The 19,632-nt window shown below is 73.3% G+C and carries 18 protein-coding genes; 11 read left to right on the top strand and 7 right to left on the bottom strand.

Annotation, left to right across the window (positions count from 1 at the left end; translation table 11 throughout):
* Positions 1 to 9: 9 nt before the first annotated feature.
* From AC2RP6_RS20010 to AC2RP6_RS20000, 3 genes are all read right to left on the bottom strand, one after another.
* Positions 10 to 660, bottom strand: a complete 651-nt coding sequence (locus AC2RP6_RS20010) for a PadR family transcriptional regulator (protein ID WP_486447436.1) — start codon at positions 658 to 660, stop codon at positions 10 to 12.
* Positions 661 to 743: 83 nt separating this feature from the next.
* Positions 744 to 1,343, bottom strand: a complete 600-nt coding sequence (locus tag AC2RP6_RS20005; RefSeq protein ID WP_486447435.1) for a hypothetical protein — start codon at positions 1,341 to 1,343, stop codon at positions 744 to 746.
* 146 nt (positions 1,344 to 1,489) lie between these two features.
* A complete protein-coding gene (locus AC2RP6_RS20000; RefSeq protein ID WP_486447434.1) occupies positions 1,490 to 3,148 on the bottom strand; it encodes a Stk1 family PASTA domain-containing Ser/Thr kinase in 1,659 nt (552 codons plus the stop codon).
* A gap of 229 nt (positions 3,149 to 3,377) precedes the next feature.
* Here AC2RP6_RS20000 and AC2RP6_RS19995 point away from each other — a divergent pair, with 229 nt between their 5' ends.
* Complete coding sequence (locus tag AC2RP6_RS19995) at positions 3,378 to 4,976, top strand: protein kinase domain-containing protein (RefSeq protein ID WP_486447433.1); 1,599 nt, start codon at positions 3,378 to 3,380, stop codon at positions 4,974 to 4,976.
* Positions 4,977 to 5,209: 233 nt separating this feature from the next.
* On the opposite strand, the gene AC2RP6_RS19990 is transcribed toward AC2RP6_RS19995, so the two are convergent.
* The gene (locus AC2RP6_RS19990) at positions 5,210 to 5,869 is read right to left on the bottom strand and encodes a response regulator (protein WP_486447432.1); all 660 of its coding nucleotides are present in this window, start codon (positions 5,867 to 5,869) and stop codon (positions 5,210 to 5,212) included.
* Between the two features lie 326 nt (positions 5,870 to 6,195).
* On the opposite strand from AC2RP6_RS19990, the gene pdhA reads away from it, so the two are divergent.
* From pdhA to AC2RP6_RS19965, 5 genes are all read left to right on the top strand, one after another.
* Complete coding sequence (gene pdhA / locus AC2RP6_RS19985) at positions 6,196 to 7,404, top strand: pyruvate dehydrogenase (acetyl-transferring) E1 component subunit alpha (RefSeq protein WP_486447431.1); 1,209 nt, start codon at positions 6,196 to 6,198, stop codon at positions 7,402 to 7,404.
* Positions 7,404 to 8,384: an alpha-ketoacid dehydrogenase subunit beta gene (locus AC2RP6_RS19980; protein ID WP_486447430.1), complete on the top strand. Its 981-nt coding sequence runs from the start codon at positions 7,404 to 7,406 to the stop codon at positions 8,382 to 8,384. Before pdhA ends, AC2RP6_RS19980 begins: the two co-directional genes overlap by 1 nt.
* A 13-nt stretch (positions 8,385 to 8,397) precedes the next feature.
* Positions 8,398 to 9,846 (top strand): dihydrolipoamide acetyltransferase family protein, encoded by a 1,449-nt coding sequence (locus AC2RP6_RS19975; protein WP_486447429.1) that lies wholly within the window; start codon positions 8,398 to 8,400, stop codon positions 9,844 to 9,846.
* A 112-nt stretch (positions 9,847 to 9,958) separates the two neighbouring features.
* A complete protein-coding gene (locus tag AC2RP6_RS19970) occupies positions 9,959 to 10,894 on the top strand; it encodes a GNAT family N-acetyltransferase (RefSeq protein WP_486447428.1) in 936 nt (311 codons plus the stop codon).
* A 54-nt stretch (positions 10,895 to 10,948) separates the two neighbouring features.
* On the top strand, positions 10,949 to 11,707 hold the full coding sequence (locus tag AC2RP6_RS19965; protein ID WP_486447427.1) for a hypothetical protein: 759 nt from the start codon (positions 10,949 to 10,951) through the stop codon (positions 11,705 to 11,707).
* Between the two features lie 41 nt (positions 11,708 to 11,748).
* Here the strand turns inward: AC2RP6_RS19965 and AC2RP6_RS19960 are convergent, their stop codons facing one another.
* Positions 11,749 to 12,159 (bottom strand): PPOX class F420-dependent oxidoreductase, encoded by a 411-nt coding sequence (locus AC2RP6_RS19960; RefSeq protein WP_486447426.1) that lies wholly within the window; start codon positions 12,157 to 12,159, stop codon positions 11,749 to 11,751.
* Positions 12,160 to 12,233: 74 nt separating this feature from the next.
* The gene (locus AC2RP6_RS19955; RefSeq protein ID WP_486447425.1) at positions 12,234 to 13,439 is read right to left on the bottom strand and encodes a DUF1266 domain-containing protein; all 1,206 of its coding nucleotides are present in this window, start codon (positions 13,437 to 13,439) and stop codon (positions 12,234 to 12,236) included.
* A gap of 103 nt (positions 13,440 to 13,542) precedes the next feature.
* Between AC2RP6_RS19955 and AC2RP6_RS19950 the strand changes: the two genes are divergently transcribed.
* From AC2RP6_RS19950 to AC2RP6_RS19940, 3 genes are all read left to right on the top strand, one after another.
* Positions 13,543 to 13,818, top strand: a complete 276-nt coding sequence (locus AC2RP6_RS19950; protein ID WP_486447424.1) for a glutaredoxin domain-containing protein — start codon at positions 13,543 to 13,545, stop codon at positions 13,816 to 13,818.
* 162 nt (positions 13,819 to 13,980) lie between these two features.
* The gene (locus tag AC2RP6_RS19945) at positions 13,981 to 15,858 is read left to right on the top strand and encodes a C1 family peptidase (protein ID WP_486447423.1); all 1,878 of its coding nucleotides are present in this window, start codon (positions 13,981 to 13,983) and stop codon (positions 15,856 to 15,858) included.
* A 15-nt stretch (positions 15,859 to 15,873) separates the two neighbouring features.
* Entirely contained in the window at positions 15,874 to 16,200 is a 327-nt protein-coding gene (locus AC2RP6_RS19940) for a hypothetical protein (RefSeq protein WP_486447422.1), read from the top strand.
* On the opposite strand, the gene AC2RP6_RS19935 is transcribed toward AC2RP6_RS19940, so the two are convergent.
* Complete coding sequence (locus AC2RP6_RS19935) at positions 16,172 to 17,362, bottom strand: DUF418 domain-containing protein (RefSeq protein ID WP_486447421.1); 1,191 nt, start codon at positions 17,360 to 17,362, stop codon at positions 16,172 to 16,174. The two genes, AC2RP6_RS19940 and AC2RP6_RS19935, sit on opposite strands and share 29 nt — an antisense overlap.
* A gap of 186 nt (positions 17,363 to 17,548) precedes the next feature.
* Here AC2RP6_RS19935 and AC2RP6_RS19930 point away from each other — a divergent pair, with 186 nt between their 5' ends.
* Positions 17,549 to 18,199 (top strand): GntR family transcriptional regulator, encoded by a 651-nt coding sequence (locus AC2RP6_RS19930; protein ID WP_486447420.1) that lies wholly within the window; start codon positions 17,549 to 17,551, stop codon positions 18,197 to 18,199.
* Positions 18,196 to 19,617 (top strand): MFS transporter, encoded by a 1,422-nt coding sequence (locus AC2RP6_RS19925; protein WP_486447419.1) that lies wholly within the window; start codon positions 18,196 to 18,198, stop codon positions 19,615 to 19,617. Before AC2RP6_RS19930 ends, AC2RP6_RS19925 begins: the two co-directional genes overlap by 4 nt.
* Positions 19,618 to 19,632: the final 15 nt, after the last annotated feature.

The raw sequence follows: 19,632 nt of genomic DNA, 5'->3' as shown, positions 1-19,632 counted from the left end.
AACGGTGGTTCAGCGGCGCCAGGTGCGGGCGCTGCGGGGCCGGTCGGTGGTGGTCGGAGCCGTGGTCTCGGCGGCGGCCTGGGGCGGTTCGGGTGCGGAGGCCCTCCTGTCGGCCGGCAGGGAGAGCCGGACGAGCCGGGCTTCGCAGTGGTCGAGCCAGCGGGCCTCGGCCTCGGTCTGGAAGATCAGTTGTTCCAGGACCAGCAGCCAGGCGACGTCGTCGCGTTCGCGGGACTGTCCGTTCTCGACCGCCGCGAGGGCGGTGGCCTTGAGCCGGGTGTAGTCCTGCATCGCGCGGATGGTGGCGTGCCGCTGGGACTGGATGACGGCGCGGATGTCCACGCCCGGGGCTCCCACGGCCATGGCGAGCTTGATGGACAGCTCGTCACGGGGCGGGTTGGCCCGGTCGACGGGACGCTCGTACCACTCGCGCAGCTCGGCGCGCCCGGTGTCGGTGATGGCGTACAGGGTGTGTCCCGCGGCGTCCTCGCCGTCGGGTGCGACGAGGCCGTCGCGTTCGAGACGGGCGAGGGTCGTGTAGACCTGCCCGACGTTGAGCGGCCAGGTGGAGCCGGTCCGGGATTCGAATTCGGTGCGCAGCTGGGAGCCGTACCGAGGACCCCGTTCCAGCAGGGCGAGAAGCCCGTGACGGATCGACATACTCGGTATGTATACCGAGTATGTTCACGCAGGGCAACCGTTCTGGGGTGGGCTTCGGCGGTGTCCGGTCCCCGGTGCGGCCGTTAGGCGCCCCGGCGCAGCCGTACGCCCAGATAGCCCAGACCCAGTCCCATCAGGGCGAATCCCGTACCGAGCGGCAGTATGTGCGCGGCCAGGTCCGCGGCGCGGTCGTTCGGGCCGGTGCCGAGCGCGCTGACGTCGTCACGCACGGTCGGCCCGATGGCCGTGGGTCGTGCCTGGGCCCGCGGCGGCGGCGTGGGCGCGGCGGGGGGCGGCGTGGCCTCCGTGCGCGGACGGACCGGCAGCGGCCGGGAGGCGATGAGCAGCTCGGGGTTGGCGGGTTCCCCCGCGGGCCTGCCCGGCCGCTCGCGGCCGACGCCCGCGGCGCTGCCGGCCAGCTCCTCGTGGACGTCCTCGCCCTCGTCCTCCCGCTCGAAGGCCGCGGTGTACGCCGGCCGGGCCGCCCGCGCCGCCTGGGCGGCCGTCCGGGTCACCGCCTGGGCCACCGCACGGGCGGCGTACGGTGCGACGCGCTCGGCGGGGGCGCGGTGGGGAGGGACCGGGCCGAGGGGGCCCGCGTACGCGGAGGCGGCGGGGGCGAGGGCGGCGGCGGCCAGCGCGGCGCACGCCAGCCAGCGCGAAGGACGGAAGCCTTGGATCACGGGGAGCCCCTCCCGTCCCGAGCGGCCGGCGTGCTCGCTGGAGTCAGCGATATGCGCTCAGATTTACATAGTGGGGCAAAACCGGCATCCCGGACGCCCTATCGGGTGTCCGGGATGCCGGTGTGTCGTGCGTCCGCGCGGGGCGGCTACTCCGGATTGCCGGTGGACACGGTCAGCGTGTACTCCGTGCCCTCCTTGTTGATCTTGTCCCCGGCGTTCGGGGTCTGGCTCAGCACCGTGTCCTTGCCGTACACGGCCTCGTCCTTCTGGACGATCGTGTACTTGCCGCCCGAGGCCTGGATGCAGGCCTTGACCGACAGCAGGTTCTTGTACTTGAGGTCCGGCGCCGAGTACTTGCCGGCCTCGCTGTAGTGCTTCACCGGGTCCGAGCACTTCTTCGGGTCGATCGTGCGCGAGACGTCGGGGCCCTTGAACCCGGCCTTCGCCGACGCGGAGGCGGAGGCACCCGGATCCGCCGTGGCGTCCCCCTTGTCCTTGTCGTCCCCGTTCATCGAGATCGCCGCGATCAGACCGCCCACGGCCAGCAGCGCCACCGCGACCGCGCCCACGACCACCGGCATGTTCCGCTTGCCGCCACCGGAGCCCGACGGGCCCGCCGTGCCCGTCGGGGAGATCGTGTACGGGGGCGGGGTCTGCGGCGCGTAGCCCTGCTGCGGCGGGGGCGTGTGCGGGTAGGCGTAGCCGCCCTGCGCGTGCGGCTGCGGGGCGGGCGTCGGCGCGTAAGGGGCCGGTGTCGGGTTGTGCGGCGCCTGGTAGGGCTGCTGCACCGACTGCGGCGGAGCCTGGAAGCCGGAGTCCACCGGCGGGAACACGGCCGAGGACACGCCCGCGCCACTGCTCAGGGGCCCCTGGCCCTGGACGATGACCGGCGCCCCGGTCTGCCCGGAGCCCAGTACCCGCGCGACCTCGTCGCCCATGGCCGCGGCCGTCGGGAAGCGCTCGTTCGGGTTCTTCTTCAGCGCACGCGCCACCAGCGCGTCCATCGCGGGCGTCACCGACCGGTTGATGGAGGACGGGGCGACCGGCTCCTCCTGCACGTGGGCGTACGCGATGGCCAGCGGCGAGTCCGCGTCGAACGGGATCCGGCCCGTCAGCAGCTGGAACAGCATGATGCCGACCGAGTACAGGTCGGACCGGGCGTCGACGCCGCGCCCCAGGGCCTGTTCGGGCGAGAGGTACTGCGGCGTGCCGACGACCATGCCGGTCTGCGTCATCGAGGTGACCCCCGACTGCATGGCGCGGGCGATGCCGAAGTCCATCACCTTGACCACGCCGCGCTTGTTCACCATCACGTTGCCGGGCTTGATGTCGCGGTGGACGAGCCCCATCTCGTGGCTGGTCTCCAGGGCGGCCAGCACGTCGGCCGTCACCTTCAGCGCCTTGTCCGCCGGCATGGCGCCGTACTGCCGGACGTCCGCGTCGAGCACCGAGCCGAGCGGCTTGCCCTCCACGTACTCCATGACGATGTACGGCATCACCGCGCCGTCGCCGGAACGGCCGTCGCCGAACGACACTTCGCCCTCACCGGTGTCGAAGACCGAGACGATGTTCGTGTGCGACAGTTTCGCTACAGCCTGGGCCTCGCGGCGGAAGCGCTCGCGGAAGGACTGTTCCCGGCCGAGGTCGCTGTGCAGGGTCTTGATGGCGACCTGCCGGTCGAGCGCCGAGTCGTACGCCAGGTACACGGAGGCCATGCCGCCGGCCCCCAGCAAGTCCCGCAGCTGGTAACGGCCACCGGCCAGAGAGCCGCCCGCGTACTGGCCCTGAGTGGCGTCCTGGCTCATGACTGTTGGTTCCCCTCGGCGTGTGTCCCCGCGCCCCCGGCGTGGCGCACGTGGCGCCCAGTCTGCCCCAGGGCAAGCACACGTCAAGCCAGGTGCCCGTTCCGTGACCACACGTGCACAGGGTGGCCTTGTCCGAACGGCGACCGGTTCGGAGGCTGTAGCGTTCACCGGAGCACCAATAAAGAGGACACCGCTGAGCGGCGGCCGAGAGATACGACGGCGAGGACTGATGGCACCCGAACCCGAGGGAAACGGCGCCGGGATGACCGATGGTCCTGAGCACTGGGGCGACGGTGGCCTGGTGGGCGACGGTCGTTACCGGCTGACGCACCGGCTGGGCCGCGGCGGCATGGCGGAGGTGTTCGCGGCCGAGGACGTGCGGCTGGGCCGCACCGTCGCCGTGAAGCTGCTGCGCGCCGACCTGGCCGAGGACCCGGTGTCCAAGGCCCGCTTCACGCGCGAGGCGCAGTCCGTCGCCGGGCTCAACCACCACGCGGTCGTCGCCGTGTACGACTCCGGCGAGGACCGGGTCGGCCCGAACACCGTCCCGTACATCGTGATGGAGCTGGTCGAGGGCCGCACCATCCGCGACCTGCTCATCAGTGCCGAGGCCCCGGGTCCCGAGCAGGCGCTCATCATCGTCTCGGGCGTGCTCGAAGCCCTCGCGTACTCGCACCAGCACGGCATCGTCCACCGCGACATCAAGCCGGCGAACGTCATCATCACCGACGCCGGCGCGGTCAAGGTGATGGACTTCGGCATCGCCCGCGCCCTGCACGGCGGTCAGGCGACGATGACCCAGACCGGCATGGTCATGGGCACCCCGCAGTACCTCTCGCCCGAACAGGCCCTCGGCAAGGCCGTGGACCACCGCTCCGACCTGTACGCGACCGGCTGCCTGCTGTACGAACTCCTCGCGCTGCGGCCCCCGTTCACCGGTGAGACCCCGCTCTCCGTGGTCTACCAGCACGTCCAGGACGCGCCCGTACCGCCCTCGCAGCTGCCCGAGGGCCACCACATCCCGCAGGAGCTCGACGGCCTCGTCATGCGCTCCCTCGCCAAGGACCCGGACGACCGGTTCCAGAGCGCCGAGGAGATGCGCGGGCTGGTCCAGTACGCGCTGCAGATGCTGCACGACCAGGGGCCGAACACCGGTACCTGGAACACCGGCCCGGTCACCATGGCGCTGCCCCACGGCCGCGGCGGCGCCGCCGCCACCACGGCCATGCCGGTGGGCGGGGCCGGCGGCGGGCACGGGTACCCCGCGAACGCCTCGACCTCGCAGTTCCAGCAGCCGATGGTGCCGCCGCTGAACCCGGACGACGGCACGGCCTTCCCCGGCGGCCCCGGCGGCCACGGCGGCGGTCACAGCGGGGGCTACGAGGCCTACGACGACCGGCGCGGCAACGGCGGCGGCCGGTGGAAGATGTGGCTGTTCGCGGTGCTCGCGATCGTCGCGATCGCGGGCGGCGTGGCCTACGCCGTCAGCAGCGTCGGCGGTGGCGGGGGCGGCCAGAAGAAGGACCCGGGGACGACCCAGACCGCCCCCAGTGACAAGCCGAGCGCGTCCGACTCGCCGGACCCCACGCAGTCGCGCCAGCCGACGGACACCGCGCCGTCGAACAGCAACGACACCCCGGTGCAGCCGACCCGCACCCGGACGCAGACCGCGAGCCAGTCGCCCACGGCGTCGGCGACGACGTCGCCCACCGCGTCGGCGACGAAGAGCGCGACGGCGAGCGCGACCGCCAGCCCGACCAAGAGCGCCCCGGTCACCAACCCGCCCACCAAGTCCCAGCCCCCGCCGGGGCCCGACAGCGCGGAGTGAGCACGGGACGGGCCCGGCGGAATCCATTCCGCCGGGCCCGTTCCCGTACGAGGGCCGGTGCAGTTCACCGGAACGGCGCAGGTCATCGAGCCGACCGCGGAAGAACGGGAACTCTTCGGCCCGGGTCCGCATTTCGTGAACGGCGAGGTCTTGGCGGGGGTCCGGGGAATTGAAATGGTCCGCCCCGTACGACACCACACTTCGGTTGCACGCCTGGTGGTGGCCCCGGGGTGCTACCGCTTCTCCGCATGCAGGCGGGCCACGTAGGCCGCGGCCTGGGAACGGCGCTCCATGCCCAGCTTGGACAGCAGGCTGGAGACGTAGTTCTTGATCGTCTTCTCGGCCAGGTGCAGGCGCTCGCCGATGACGCGGTTGGTCAGGCCCTCGCCGATCAGGTCGAGGATCTTGCGCTCCTGCTCGGTGAGGTTGGCGAGGCGGTCGTCGCCCTTGCCGCCCTTGCCGTCGCGCAGCCGCTCCAGCACGCGGGCGGTGGCGACCGGGTCCAGCAGCGACTTGCCGGCGGCGACGTCACGCACGGCGCTGAGCAGTTCGTTCCCGCGGATCGCCTTGAGCACGTAGCCCGAGGCGCCCGCCATGATCGCGTCGAAGAGGGCCTCGTCGTCGGCGAACGAGGTCAGCATCAGGCACTTGACGTCCTCGTTGCGGGAGCGCACCTCGCGGCACACCTCCACCCCGCTGCCGTCCGGCAGCCGGACGTCGAGGACGGCCACGTCGGGACGGGTGGCGGGGATGCGGACCAGGGCATCGGCGGCCGTACCGGCCTCGCCGACGATCTCGATGTCCTCCTCGACCGACAGCAGCTCGTGGACGCCCCGACGGACCACTTCGTGGTCGTCCAGGAGGAATACCTTGATTTTTCCGTCTTCGCGCACGAAGTCAGTTTCACACACTCACCCCTTCCCTGCCGGAGTTACCCGGGATAACGTGCCGTTGTTCCCGGCCCCTGCAAGGCTGTGACCAGTGGTTGTTCCCGCCGCTGCGGATTTACTTGGAAATCCAAGCAAAAACGCAGGTCAAACGGGGTTTCGCAGTTATGCGGCGCACTGGGTAACGTGCATTGCGCAGGGCACTCGCCGGGACGCCTGTCACGCCTGAATCCCGTACGCGACGCGCACCCACCCCGTGCGCTCGTTACGGATGCAGGTGAGCCGCACTGGACCCCGGAGAACCCGGGTGCCGGACCGACGGAGGAGCACAAGTGACCGTGGAGAGCACTGCCGCGCGCAAGCCGCGACGCAGCAGCGGCACCAAGCGGGCGGCAGGTGCGGCGAGCGCCGCCAAGCCCGCCGCTGCCACCGCGCAGACGCAGGACGCTGAACCTCAGCTCGTACAGCTGCTGACGCCCGAAGGGGAACGGGTCGACAACGCGGAAAACGCGGAGTTCGCCTCCTTCGTCGCAGACATCACCACCGAGGACCTGCGCGGGCTGTACCGCGACATGGTCATGACCCGCCGCTTCGACGGTGAGGCGACCGCCCTGCAGCGCCAGGGCGAGCTGGGCCTGTGGGCCTCGCTCCTGGGCCAGGAGGCCGCGCAGATCGGCTCCGGCCGGGCGCTGAACGACGCGGACTACGTCTTCCCGACCTACCGCGAGCACGGGGTCGCCTGGTGCCGCGGGGTCGACCCGACGAACCTGCTCGGGATGTTCCGCGGCGTCAACCACGGCGGCTGGGACCCGAACCTCAACAACTTCCACCTCTACACGATCGTCATCGGCTCGCAGACGCTGCACGCGACCGGATACGCGATGGGCGTGGCCAAGGACGGCGCGGACGCGGCCGTGATCGCCTACTTCGGCGACGGCGCGTCCAGCCAGGGCGACGTGATGGAGGCCTTCAACTTCTCCGCGGTCTACAACTCCCCCGTGGTGTTCTTCTGCCAGAACAACCAGTGGGCGATCTCCGAGCCGACCGAGCGCCAGATGCGCGTGCCGCTCTACCAGCGCGCGCAGGGCTTCGGCTTCCCCGGCGTCCGAGTCGACGGCAACGACGTCCTGGCCTGCCTGGCCGTGACCCGCTGGGCCCTGGACCGGGCGCGCCGCGGCGAGGGCCCGACCCTGGTCGAGGCGTTCACGTACCGCATGGGGGCGCACACCACCTCCGACGACCCGACGAAGTACCGCCGGGACGAGGAGCGGGCCGCCTGGGAGTCCAAGGACCCCATCCAGCGGCTGAAGGCCCACCTGCTGGCGACCGGGGGCGCCGACGAGGCGTTCTTCGAGGAGCTGGAGGCCGAGAGCGAGGCCATGGGCAAGCGCGTGCGCGAGGCCGTGCGCGCCATGCCCGACCCGGACACCATGGCGATCTTCGAGAACGTCTACGCAGACGGGCACGCGCTCGTCGACGAGGAGCGCGCGCAGTTCGCCGCCTACCTCGCGTCCTTCGAGCCGGCCGAGGAGGGTCACTGATGGCTGTCGAGAAGATGTCGATCGCGAAGGCGCTCAACGAGTCGCTGCGCAAGGCCCTGGAGCAGGACCCCAAGGTCCTGATCATGGGCGAGGACGTCGGCAAGCTGGGCGGTGTCTTCCGCATCACCGACGGCCTGCAGAAGGACTTCGGCGAGGAGCGGGTCATCGACACCCCGCTCGCCGAGTCGGGCATCGTCGGCACCGCCATCGGCCTGGCCCTGCGCGGCTACCGGCCGGTCGTGGAGATCCAGTTCGACGGTTTCGTCTTCCCGGCGTACGACCAGATCGTCACGCAGCTCGCGAAGATGCACGCCCGGGCCCTGGGCAAGATCAAGCTGCCCGTCGTCGTCCGCATCCCGTACGGCGGCGCCATCGGCGCGGTCGAGCACCACTCCGAGTCCCCCGAGACGCTGTTCGCGCACGTCGCGGGCCTGAAGGTGGTCTCCCCGTCGAACGCGAGCGACGCCTACTGGATGCTCCAGCAGGCGATCCTCAGCGACGACCCGGTGATCTTCTTCGAGCCGAAGCGCCGCTACTGGGACAAGGGCGAGGTCGACACCGAGGCCATCCCGGGCGAGCTGCACAAGTCCCGCGTGGTGCGCGAGGGCGCCGACCTCACCCTGGCCGCCTACGGCCCGATGGTGAAGGTCTGCCTGGAGGCGGCGGCCGCGGCCGCCGAGGAGGGCAAGTCGGTGGAGGTCCTCGACCTGCGCTCGATGTCCCCGGTCGACTTCGACGGGATCCAGGCGTCGGTGGAGCGGACCCGCCGGCTCGTGGTCGTCCACGAGGCGCCGGTCTTCCTCGGCGTGGGCTCGGAGATCGCCGCCCGCATCACCGAGCGGTGCTTCTACCACCTGGAGGCCCCGGTGCTGCGCGTGGGCGGCTTCCACGCCCCGTACCCGCCGGCCCGCCTGGAGGACGAGTACCTGCCGGGCCTGGACAGGGTGCTCGACGCCGTCGACCGCTCGCTGGCGTACTGAGGAGCCGCGTTCCATGACCATCCGCGAATTCAAGATGCCCGACGTGGGCGAGGGCCTCACCGAGGCCGAGATCCTCAAGTGGTACGTCCAGCCGGGTGACACCGTCACCGACGGCCAGGTCGTCTGCGAGGTCGAGACGGCCAAGGCCGCCGTCGAGCTGCCGATCCCGTTCGACGGCGTCGTGCACGCGCTCCTGTTCGAGGAGGGCACCACGGTCGACGTCGGCCAGGTGATCATCTCGGTGCAGACCGGCGACGCCGGCGCCGGGGCACCGGTCCAGACGGCCGCCGCGCCCGTCGCCGAGGCCGCTGCCTCGGCTCCGGCGGCCGCGGCCGCTCCGGCCGAGGAGCCCGCCGCCGAGGCCCGCCAGCCCGTCCTGGTCGGCTACGGCGTCTCCACCGCCTCCACCAAGCGCCGCCCGCGCAAGGCCACGGCCACCACGGCCGCGCAGAACGGCACGGCCGCCCCCGCGGCGCCCGCCGCCCCGGCCGCGCCGGTGCTCCCCGCCGTCCCGGCCCAGCCCACCGGTGAGCGGCCGCTGGCGAAGCCGCCGGTGCGCAAGCTCGCCAAGGACCTCGGCATCGACCTGGCCTCGGTCGTACCGACCGGCGACGGCGGCGTCGTGACCCGGGAGGACGTCCACGCGGCGGCCGCCGCGGCGATCGCCCCGCAGACCGTCCCCGCCGCCGCGGCCCCCGCCGCGGCGCAGACCCCGGCCCAGGCCGTGGTCGCCGAGGCCGCTCCGGCGGCCGGGACCCCGGAGCGCGAGACCCGTATCCCGGTCAAGGGCGTCCGCAAGGTCACCGCCCAGGCCATGGTCGGGTCCGCCTTCACCGCGCCGCACGTCACCGAGTTCATCACCCTCGACGTGACGCGCACGATGAAGCTGGTGCAGGAGCTCAAGGACGACCCGGACCTCGCGGGCCTGCGGATCAACCCGCTGCTCCTGATCGCCAAGGCCGTCCTGGTGGCCATCCGCCGCAACCCGGACGTCAACGCGTCCTGGGACGAGGCGGCCCAGGAGATCGTGCTCAAGCACTACGTCAACCTGGGCATCGCGGCGGCCACGCCCCGCGGGCTGATCGTCCCGAACATCAAGGACGCCCACGCCAAGACCCTGGGAGAGCTGTCGGAGTCCCTGTCCTCGCTGGTCGCCACGGCCCGCGACGGCAAGACCTCCCCGGCCGACATGCAGAACGGCACGATCACCATCACCAACGTCGGCGTCTTCGGCGTCGACACCGGGACGCCCATCCTGAACCCCGGCGAGTCCGCGATCCTCGCGGTCGGTGCGATCAAGCTCCAGCCGTGGGTCCACAAGGGCAAGGTCAAGCCGCGCCAGGTCACCACCCTGGCCCTGTCGTTCGACCACCGCCTCATCGACGGCGAGCTCGGCTCCAAGTTCCTCGCCGACATCGCGGCGGTCCTGGAACACCCCCGTCGGCTGATCACCTGGTCGTAGCCGACCCGCTCACGCGGCCGACGGCCGGTCTCCCCCGAGGAGGCCGGCCGTCGGCCGTTGCCGGGCCCGGAATCCCCGGTCGGGCCGGGAGGCACCGTGTGATCATCGGCGGATGCTCTTCCGCGCTGCCACCGCAGACCCCGCAGACCTGGACCGCGCCGTCGCCCACCCGGCCGACGGCCCCGTCCCCGCCCTGACCGCCGAGAGGATCCGCGAGGAACTCGCCGGGAAGCGGATGCGCCCCGAGTGGACCTGGACCGCCGAGGACGAGAACGGGGAGGTCCTCGCCCGCGCCCTGTGGTGGGGCCGGGCCGACAGCGCGCAGCCGATCGCGCTCGACTGCCTCCAGGTGCGGGCCGGGGTGGCCGACCCCGCCGCGGTCGCCGCCGGGCTGCTGGACGCCGGCCACACCGCCTTCGGCAGGCGCCCGGGCTACAACATCTCGCTGCCCCGCGGCTGGCACACCGACCCCGGGCTGGCCGCGGCGGTCGCCTGGCGCCGGGAGGCGGCGCACCGGACCGGCCTGACCCGCGAGATCGAGCGCCTGCGCTACGAGTGGACCCCGGCGGCCGGGACGGCCGAGCCCACCGGCCGCCTCGTCTTCCGCGACGGCAGCGACGAGGAGATGCTGGACGCCTTCGTCCGGCTCTCCCGCGGCAGCCTCGACCTGGCCACCCGGCACGAACTGGAGCTGATGGACGCCGAGCAGCTGGCCCGCGAGGACTTCGCGTTCTACCGCGACTGCCCCGGCGAGCGCTCCTGGTGGCGCCTGGCCCACCTGCCCGACGGCCGCCTCGCGGGACTGGCCGTGCCCTCCGCGACCCCGTACCACCGCAACGTCGGCTACCTGGGTGTCGTACCGGAGCAGCGCGGCCGGGGCCTGATCGACGAGGTCCTCGCCGAGATCACCCGCTTCCACGCCGCCGAGGGGGCCGACCGCATCACCGCGACGACGGACACCGTGAACCTGCCCATGGCCGCCGCCTTCGACCGCGCGGGCTACCGGGTCACCGAGGTCCGGCTCGTCCTGGAGGCCCCGGGCCGGTGATCCGGCCCGCCCCGGGCGGTAACCTGCCGCCGGGGGAAGGGGGCCGGGGTGTCCATGGCCGAACTGCAGGTCTACTCCGTCGAGGAGGCCGACGTCACGGGTGGCGTGTGCGTGGTCCGCTGCATCGGCGGGGTGGCCCGCGCCGGGCAGGTCTACGCCGTGGGCGCGTCGCGGATGTGCCTGCGCCACATCGAGCGGCACGGACGGCCCGTCCACTCCTTCGACGCCGGGCACACCGCGAAGGTCCGCCTCAGCGGCGCCATGGTCGCGCTGCTCTCCCGGGGACAGGTGCTGACCGCGGTGCCGCCCGACGGGCACGCGCTGGAGGACCTGGAGGCCTGGCTGGCCACCGACCCGCCGCTGCGCGACGAACCGCAGCCCCGGACCCTGCGCGTCCTGGCCGGCGTACGGATGCGCGACGAGCGCCTGGCGGACGGGGTCCGGCTGCGCTGGGGCCGGGTGGCCCTGGCCGCCACCCACCGCTGCGCGGCGGCCGAAGCCACGCCCGAACTGGCCGGAGCGCCCGAACTGGCCCACGTTCAGGTGTACTTGATCGAGCAGTTCGGCCCGGACCGCGGCGGCGACCCGGTGGACCTGTGCCGGGAGCTGCTGGCACTGATCGACCTGACCCCGCCCCAGGCGGCGGCCCAGGGCCGCACCTGGCGCGACCTCCCGCACCACCGCATCCGCCACCTGCGCCGCATCAAGAACCTGATTCCGTGGCTGACCGCCCTGCGCCCCCACCTGCCGGACGACGGCCCCCTGGCGACGTCGGTCGACGCGTGGACGCGGACCAGGGCCCTCCTGCCGTAGCGGGGCGGGGACCCTGATCCGGCGTGCCGACAAGAGCACTTCTAGCGGGCGGCGTTGCCGAGGACCTTGGTCGGGGTGATGCGGACGACCACGCGGACGTCCTCCGGCGGGGCGTCCTGGTACTCCTTGCCGGCGCCCGGGCCCATGTACTCCTCGGCGATGCGGACGGCCACCGCCCTGCCGACGTCCTCGGTGACGGTGGCGGTGCCGCGGATCTCGGCGTAGAGGAAGGGATTGGCCAGGTCGAAGACGGTCAGGCCGACCCGGCCGTCGCGCACGATGTTGCGCTCCTTGCGGCGGCCCTGCTCGGTGGAGATCAGCAGGTCGCCCCCGTCGCGGGTCACCCAGATCACGGAACTCTGCGGGCTCCCGTCGGGGTTGATGGTCGACAGGACGGCGGGATGCGGCGCGTCCAGCAGGCCCCGTACGGTTTCGTTCAGCTCAACGGTCATGGGAGCGAGGTTAGTTGCGGTACGGCGTGCGACGCGGCCGGACGCCGGCCGGGACGACGACTACCCGAGGTCAATCACTTCCAAGGGATGTTGCGCCAGGGGCTGGCGGGGTCGGTGGTCAGCGTGACGTGGGCGGCGAGGGCACCCGTGTACCAGGTGCCGAACTCCTCCTCGTCGAAGTGCAGGCACCGGCCCAGGACGTACCCCGCGGAGAACTCCTCCCACGAGCGGTACGTCCCGCGGGCCGACTCCCCGGCGCGCAGGACTGCCTTCTCCGCCTCGTGCAGGGTGCCGTAGCGGCAGCCGATGCCCCAGCGGGCCATCTGGGAGGCGCGGCCGAGGTCCCACGCCTCGACGGAGCGGACCCAGCCGTCCTCGGGGAGCAGTCCGTCGGCCCGGAAGCGCTGTTCGTAGCGGGCTATCCGGCCTATGAGGCGCCTGACACCGGCTATCTCCCCCTCCACCTCGGCGGCCGGGCGGGGCCGGGCGACCGTGACCCCGTCGGGGGTGAGCTGCGGCTCGGCGGCCCGCTCGGCGTTGCGGCGCATGCTCGCCTCCGCGGCGTGCCGCCAGTGCTCCACGTCCACGGGCCCCGCGAAGTCGGAGGCGAGGACGCGGCGGACGCGCAGCGCGAACTCCCAGACGGGGCTGACCACCGAGGTGTTCAGGAGCTCTTCGAGGGTGGCGAGCCAGTCGGCCCGGTCGGTGATGCTCCAGCTCTTGGCGACGCGGCGGCGCTCGTGCCGGTAGCCGCTGCCGTGGTAGGCGAGGGCGTTCCAGAACTCGCCGTTCGTGACGGCGAGATGCGCGCCGACGGCGAGGCCGTGCGCGATGTCGCCGTGCAGGGGCCCGCCGGTGAAGAGGGCGTGCACCCTGCCCTCGGGCAGGCCGTAGCGGGGCGCGGCGTCGGCGTGGGCGCGCCAGCGGGCCAGGTCGGCGGGGGTGGTGGTGAGGTAGGCCTCGGCGGGCGAGCCCGGGTTCACGGCGAGGAAGGCGGGGTCGTCGGCGGCCCACACCTTGGAGAACCAGCCCAGGCTGCGGGACTCGAAGACCGTCTCGGGGGTGGGCGCGGGCAGCATGCCGGCGGTGCGGACGACGAGCATGCGGTCCGGGGTGGGGTGGAAGAAGACCGCGTCGGGGTGCGCGTCGGCCTGCACGCGGGGCTGCACGAGGAAGAGCTGGGCGCGCGCGAGCACGTCGAAGTACGCGGCCCAGTCGCCCGCGGTCTTGGCCTCGTACAGCTCTCTCTCGATGACGCTCGGCGCGATCCAGGTGCCCATACGGGGACCTTATACGGACCCCTCACCGACCCGGCGGGCCCGTTCCGCCTTCCCCCGGGTACGGTCGTCGGGACAGGTGGGGCACGGTCAAGGGGGTTGGGGCATGGGACGGTTCGGCACGGCGGGGACCGGCGGCGACGCGGCCGTGACCGTGTACTGGCGGCCGGGGTGCGTGTTCTGCATCAAGCTCCGCACGCAGCTCCGGGCGGCGCGGATCCCCTACCGGAAGGTCAACATCTGGCGGGACCCCGACGCGGCGGCCTTCGTCCGCGGCGTGGCCGACGGCAATGAGACCGTGCCGACGGTGGTCGTCGCCGGCCGGCCCCCGATGGTGAACCCGTCCGTGGCCGAGATCAGAACGGCCCTGTCCGCCGGGTGAGTTGACCGCGGCCGGACGGGGCCGCGGCACGCCCCCCGCGTGCCACCGCGCGACCGCGCGGACCCCCTTGACGCTTCCCGGCGGGGGAGGGACGCTCCCCGGATCTCTGATCCGAACGGTCGCAGCCGGGGGGCCGCCATGCCGCAGGAGTCTGTTCAAACGGTGGGGGAGCTGCGCGCGCAGCTGAGTGCGCGGGGGGCGCGCTGGTCGGTGTCGGAGCACCTCGCCGACGAGGACCCGGTGCCGCGGCCCTCGCTCGGTCTGGAGCCCGGCGCGAACCTGACGCCCGCCGCCGAGGCGGGCACGATCGATCTGCGCGGGCTCGTCGGGCACGCGAGCGGCAATCCCCACCTGACCCGCCGCCGCGCCGCTCACGGGCTGCTCGCCGGAGCCGGGGCGGGGGGCCCGGTCCCGGGCGCCCGGCCCGCCGCCGTGGACTGGCGCAACCGCTGGGGCTGGCCGTGGATCACCAAGGTCAAGGACCAGAACCCCTGCGGCTCCTGCTGGGCCTTCGGCGCCGCCGGCCTGGTGGAGTCCATGGCGCGCATCGAGCACGACGTGTGGGCGGAGCGTTCCGAGGGCGACGTCCACGACGGTCTGCGGTTCAGCTGCGGCCAGGGCAGCAACCCGGAGACCGCCCTGGACTGGATCACGGCCAACGGCGGCCTCGCCGACCCGGACTGCTGGCCGTACAGCACCCCGCCCGCCGGGCTGCCGGCCGCCCGGCGCGACGCCTGGCGCGCCGAGTACACGCCGAGCTGGGACCGGTCCGGCCGGACCGTCCGGGTCACCGACTACGTCCGGCTCGGCGACGTCGAGCAGCAGAAGGTGTGGCTGGACACGGTCGGCCCGCTGACCGCCTGCTTCGACGTCTACGACGACTTCTTCGGGCTCGGCTCCGGGGTCTACCACCGCACCAGCGACCGGCTCGCGGGCGGCCACTGCGTGCTGGTCGTCGGCTATGACGACGCGGCGGGCTGCTGGCTGTTCAAGAACTCCTGGGGCACGGGCTACCACGTGGGCGGCTACGGCCGGATCGCCTACGGCGAGGTCGCCATCGACCACTGGGCCAAGTGCGGGCTGCGCGGCACCAATCCGGACCCGTGGACCAAGCGCCGGCTGCACACCGGCAACGTCTACGAGAGCGGCAACGGCCGCGCCCACCGCAACTTCGAGCTCCTCGCCACCACCACGGGTGCCCGGCTCCAGCACTGGTGGCGGGAGGGCGACGCGCCCTTCGCCTGGGCCCGCGCGGGCACCTTCGCCAACGACGCCTCCGGCCAGCCCGCCTTCACGGGCACCACCTACAACCGCAACATGGAGTCCCTGCACGTGACCACAGGCGGCCGGCTGCGCCACTGGTACTACGAGCAGTCCGCCGCCGTGTGGCGCGACGGCGGTGCCTTCGGCCCGGGGGACGCGGCGGTCGGCTCCACCCCGGCGTTCATCCAGAGCGACTACGGCAAGCCGGGCAACTTCGAGGTGGTCGTCCGCACCGCCGACGGCCGGCTCAACCACTGGTGGCGGATCAACGGCGCCCCCTGGACCTGGAACGACGGCGGCCGCTTCGCCTCCGGCATCGCCCACTACGGCCCCGCCCTCGTCCAGACCCGCTCGCGCCACCTCGACCTGGTCGCCGCCCGCACCGACGGCCTCATGCAGCTGTGGTGGCGCGACGACCCCGACGGCTTCGCCTGGCGCGCCGGGGAGGTGTTCGGCAGCGGTACGCCCGCCACCTCCGCGCCCTGCCTGATCGAGGGGCAGTACGGGGCCGCCGACGAGGACACCGCCGGGAACTACGAACTGTGCGTGGCCGTGGCGGGCGGCCGGGTCGAGCACTGGTGGCGCGGCAACGCGAGCGGCTCGCCGTGGCGGCGCGGCGCGGTCTTCGGCCACGACGTCGCCGCGGTCACCGGGATGCTCCAGGGCAGCTTCGGGTTCAACCTGGAAGTCGTCGTCCTGCGCACCGACCGCCGCCTCCAGCACTACTGGCGCGACGGCGCGGGCTGGCACGAAGGGCCGGTGATCGGCCCCGTCTGAGAGGACCGGGCGGGCGTGGAGGTACGCAGTGTCGTGCTGGACCCCGGTGAGCCGTACGAGCTGCGGCTCACCGGACGCGGGGCGCGCGGGTACGTGTGGACCTGGCAGGTCACGGGGGACGCGGACGTCGTCTCGGTGGAGCCGGCCCCGGGCACGGCGGGCGCCGGCGCGCCGCCCGGGGCGGCGGTGGAGCTGGGCTACGTCGTGCGGGCCCGGCCGCCGGGCGGGGGCCGGGCCAGGATCCGCTTCGCGCAGGTCCGGCCGCCCTATCCGGCCGAGGCCCCCTACGACGAGTTCGTGCTGGACGTGGAGGTCAGGCGGCAGGGCGGTGGCGAGGGCTGAGGACCGTGTGCTGCAGGGCCTCCAGGGGCCCGCGGTCGAAGCGGCGCAGCCACAGCCGCGACCCGGCCACCAGGGTCAGGCCCACGCCCGCCCACAGGCCCATCACCCACCAGGGGCCGCTGCCGGCCAGCCGTTCGGCCAGGCCCAGTCCGACGCCGTAGCAGAGCAGCACGCAGAGCAGGTTCTGGGCGACGTAGCAGGACAGGGCGGTTTGACCGACGGAGCCGAGGGCGCGGCTCGCGGCGCCGGGGAGCCACCGCCGGTCCAGGGCGGTGCCGAGCAGGCCGATGTAGCCGAGGGCGAGCAGCGGGGCGGCGCCGTAGCGGCCCAGGAGGTAGAAGTCGTCGCCGCCGAGGGCGGTCGCGGCGTTCAGCGGCAGTCCGAGGCCCAGGCCCCAGGCGGCCAGCCGGATCCGGATGCGCCGGCCGCCGTCGGTGGCGGCGAAGGCGCCGGCGCGGTGCAGGCGCACGCCGAGGAGGAAGAGGAAGACCAGCAGCCCGAAGGAGATGACGGGTTCGATGCGCAGGACGGCGAAGTGCTCCAGGCGGAAGGCGACCTGCTCCGGCCAGCTCCCGTGGGCGTACAGGCCGACGGCGGACGGGTCCGGGGGCTGCGGCGCGCCGTCCGGGCGGGTCACGGCGTCGAGGGTGAGCAGGCCCATGAGGGCCAGGTGCACCGCGCCGGCCGTCCACAGGGCCGTGCGCCGCACCCGCTCGGAGCGGGCCAGCAGCCGGGCGACGAGCAGGGCCGTCACGGCGTACCCCATCAGCACGTCCCAGGCGAAGACGAGGACGAAGTGGAGGGTGCCCTCGACGAAGAGGAAGGCGGCGCGCCGGGGGTAGCGGCCGGGCCACGGCTCGCCGCGCCGGGCGGCGGAGTCGTACTGGATGGCCAGGCCGACGCCGAACAGGACCGTGAGCAGGGCCAGGAACTTGCCGTCCGCGAGGAAGCGGAAGACGGCCTCGGCGATGTTCGCGGCGGAGGGGTCGGCGAGCGCGTCGGGTGCCTTCAGGCCGCCCTGGAGCACGCTCCACTCCGAGCCGGGGGAGGCGAAGATCCAGACGTTGGTCATGAGGGTGCCGAGGATCGCGGCGCCGCGCAGGACGTCGAGGAGGGGGAGCCGGGTGGTCGTGCGGACCACCGGGGCGAGGGTGTCGGCCATGTCTCCAGGCTTCCGGCGCGCCGGGCCGAGTACGTCCTGCGGGCGGACGAAGGCGCCGTACATCCTTCGGTGCAGAGGGGCGCGGCGGAGGTCGGAGAGGCGCGGCCGGGTCGCACCGGCCGCACCGCGGGTCCACATCCTGGACCGGACCACTCCTTGCACCTGTGTTGTATCTATGCTGTGCGCATGTCCGCCGCCACCAGCACCGCGACCGCCGCAGACCGCGTCTACCGCCACGTCAAGCACGGGGTGCTCGACCGGCGCTACGAAGGCGGCACCCTCCTCACCGAGGGCGAACTCGCCGAGGCGGTGGGGGTGTCCCGGACCCCGGTCCGCGAGGCGCTGCTGCGCCTGGAGACCGAGGGGCTGCTGAGGCTGTACCCGAAGAAGGGCGCCCTGGTCCTGCCGGTCTCCGCGCAGGAGATCAACGACGTCCTCGAAACCCGCCTGCTGGTCGAGGAGTTCACCGTGCGCAGGGCCGTGCCCGCGCCACCGGGCCTGCTGGACCGGCTCGGAGAACTGCTCGACGAGCAGCGCCGGCACGCCGCCGCGGGGGACCTCCCCGCGATGATGGCGGCGGACCGGGGCTTCCACGCCGAGATCGTGCGCAGCGCCGGGAACCAGATCCTGTGCCGGCTCTACGACCAACTCCGCGACCGGCAGCTGCGGATGGGCGTGGCCCTGCTGCACGCGCACCCCGACCGGCTGGAGCGGACACTGGCCGAGCACACCGAGATCCTGGACGCACTGCGTGCCGGGGACGCCGAGGCCGCCGCCGCCGCGGTGCGCGGGCACATCGGCCGCGTCGAGTCGCTGGTCCGGGGGCCGGGCCTGTGAGCGCCGGGTCCTCGGGCGCCGGGCAGTTGAAGGACCCGCCGGGCGGCGGGAAGGCCGTCGCCGTCTGGGGCATCGGCGTCGCCGTCTACTTCGTCGCGGTGATCTTCCGTACCAGCCTGGGCGTGGCGGGACTCGAAGCGGCGGACCGCTTCCACGTCAACGCCTCGGCCCTGTCCACCTTCTCCCTGCTCCAGCTCCTCGTGTACGCCGGCATGCAGGTCCCGGTCGGCCTGATGGTGGACCGGCTCGGCACGAAGAAGGTGCTGACGCTGGGCGCGGTGCTCTTCACCACCGGGCAGCTGGGCTTCGCGCTGTCCCCCTCCTACGAGACGGCCCTCGCCGCCCGCGCGCTGCTGGGCTGCGGCGACGCGATGACCTTCATCTCCGTGCTGCGGCTCGGCACCCGCTGGTTCCCGGCCCGGCGCGGGCCGCTGATGGCGCAGCTGGCCGGGCTCGTCGGCATGGCGGGCAACCTCGTCTCCACCCTCGTCCTCGCGCCCGTCCTGCACGGGGTCGGCTGGACCGCGGCCTTCGCCGGCAGCGCGGCGGCCGGGCTGGTCGTGCTGGTGCCGCTGGTGCTCTTCCTGCGCGACCACCCGGAGGGCCACGAGCCGGCGCCGGCTGCCCGGACCGGCGGCACGGGCTTCGTACGGCGCCAGATCAAGGAGTCCTGGAGCGAACCCGGGACCCGCCTCGGCCTGTGGGTGCACTTCACCACGCAGTTCCCCGCCATGGTGTTCCTGCTGCTGTGGGGCATGCCCTTCCTGATCGAGGCGCAGGGGCTGACGCGGACCACCGCGGGCGGACTGCTGACGCTGGTCGTCGCCTCGAACATGGTGCTCGGACTGGTCTACGGCCAGATCATCGGCCGCCGCCAGTCCGCCCGGATACCCCTCGCGCTGGGGACGGTCGCCCTCACGGCCCTGCTCTGGGGGGCGGTCCTGGCCCACCCCGGCGGGCACGCACCCATGTGGCTGCTGATCACCCTGTGCCTGGTGCTGGGCGGCTGCGGCCCGGCCTCCATGATCGGCTTCGACTTCGCCCGGCCCGCCAACCCGGCCGAGCGCCAGGGCACCGCCTCCGGCATCACCAACATGGGCGGCTTCATCGCCTCGATGACGACCCTGCTGACGGTGGGCGTCCTGCTCGACGCCACCGGCGACGACTACCGCATCGCCTTCTCCACGGTGTTCGTGCTCGAAGCGCTCGGAGTCACCCGGATCCTGAGCCTGCGCCGCGCGGCACTGGCCCGCGAAGCCGCGCGCGGCCGCGGCACCGTCCCCGCGCACGCAGCCGTACCCTCGCCCGCTGCACCGCCGGTACCCCGGCCCGCACAGCGGACCGGCCCGGAGGCGGAACCGCAGCCGCGGTCCACCGCGCACCCCCTGCCGGAAACAGCGGGGCGCGAGACGCTTTAGGGCGGCCCGGCGGTC

This window comes from Streptomyces sp. WAC03905 (genome assembly GCF_057371075.1).
This window is presented reverse-complemented; position numbering and strand designations above follow the sequence as displayed.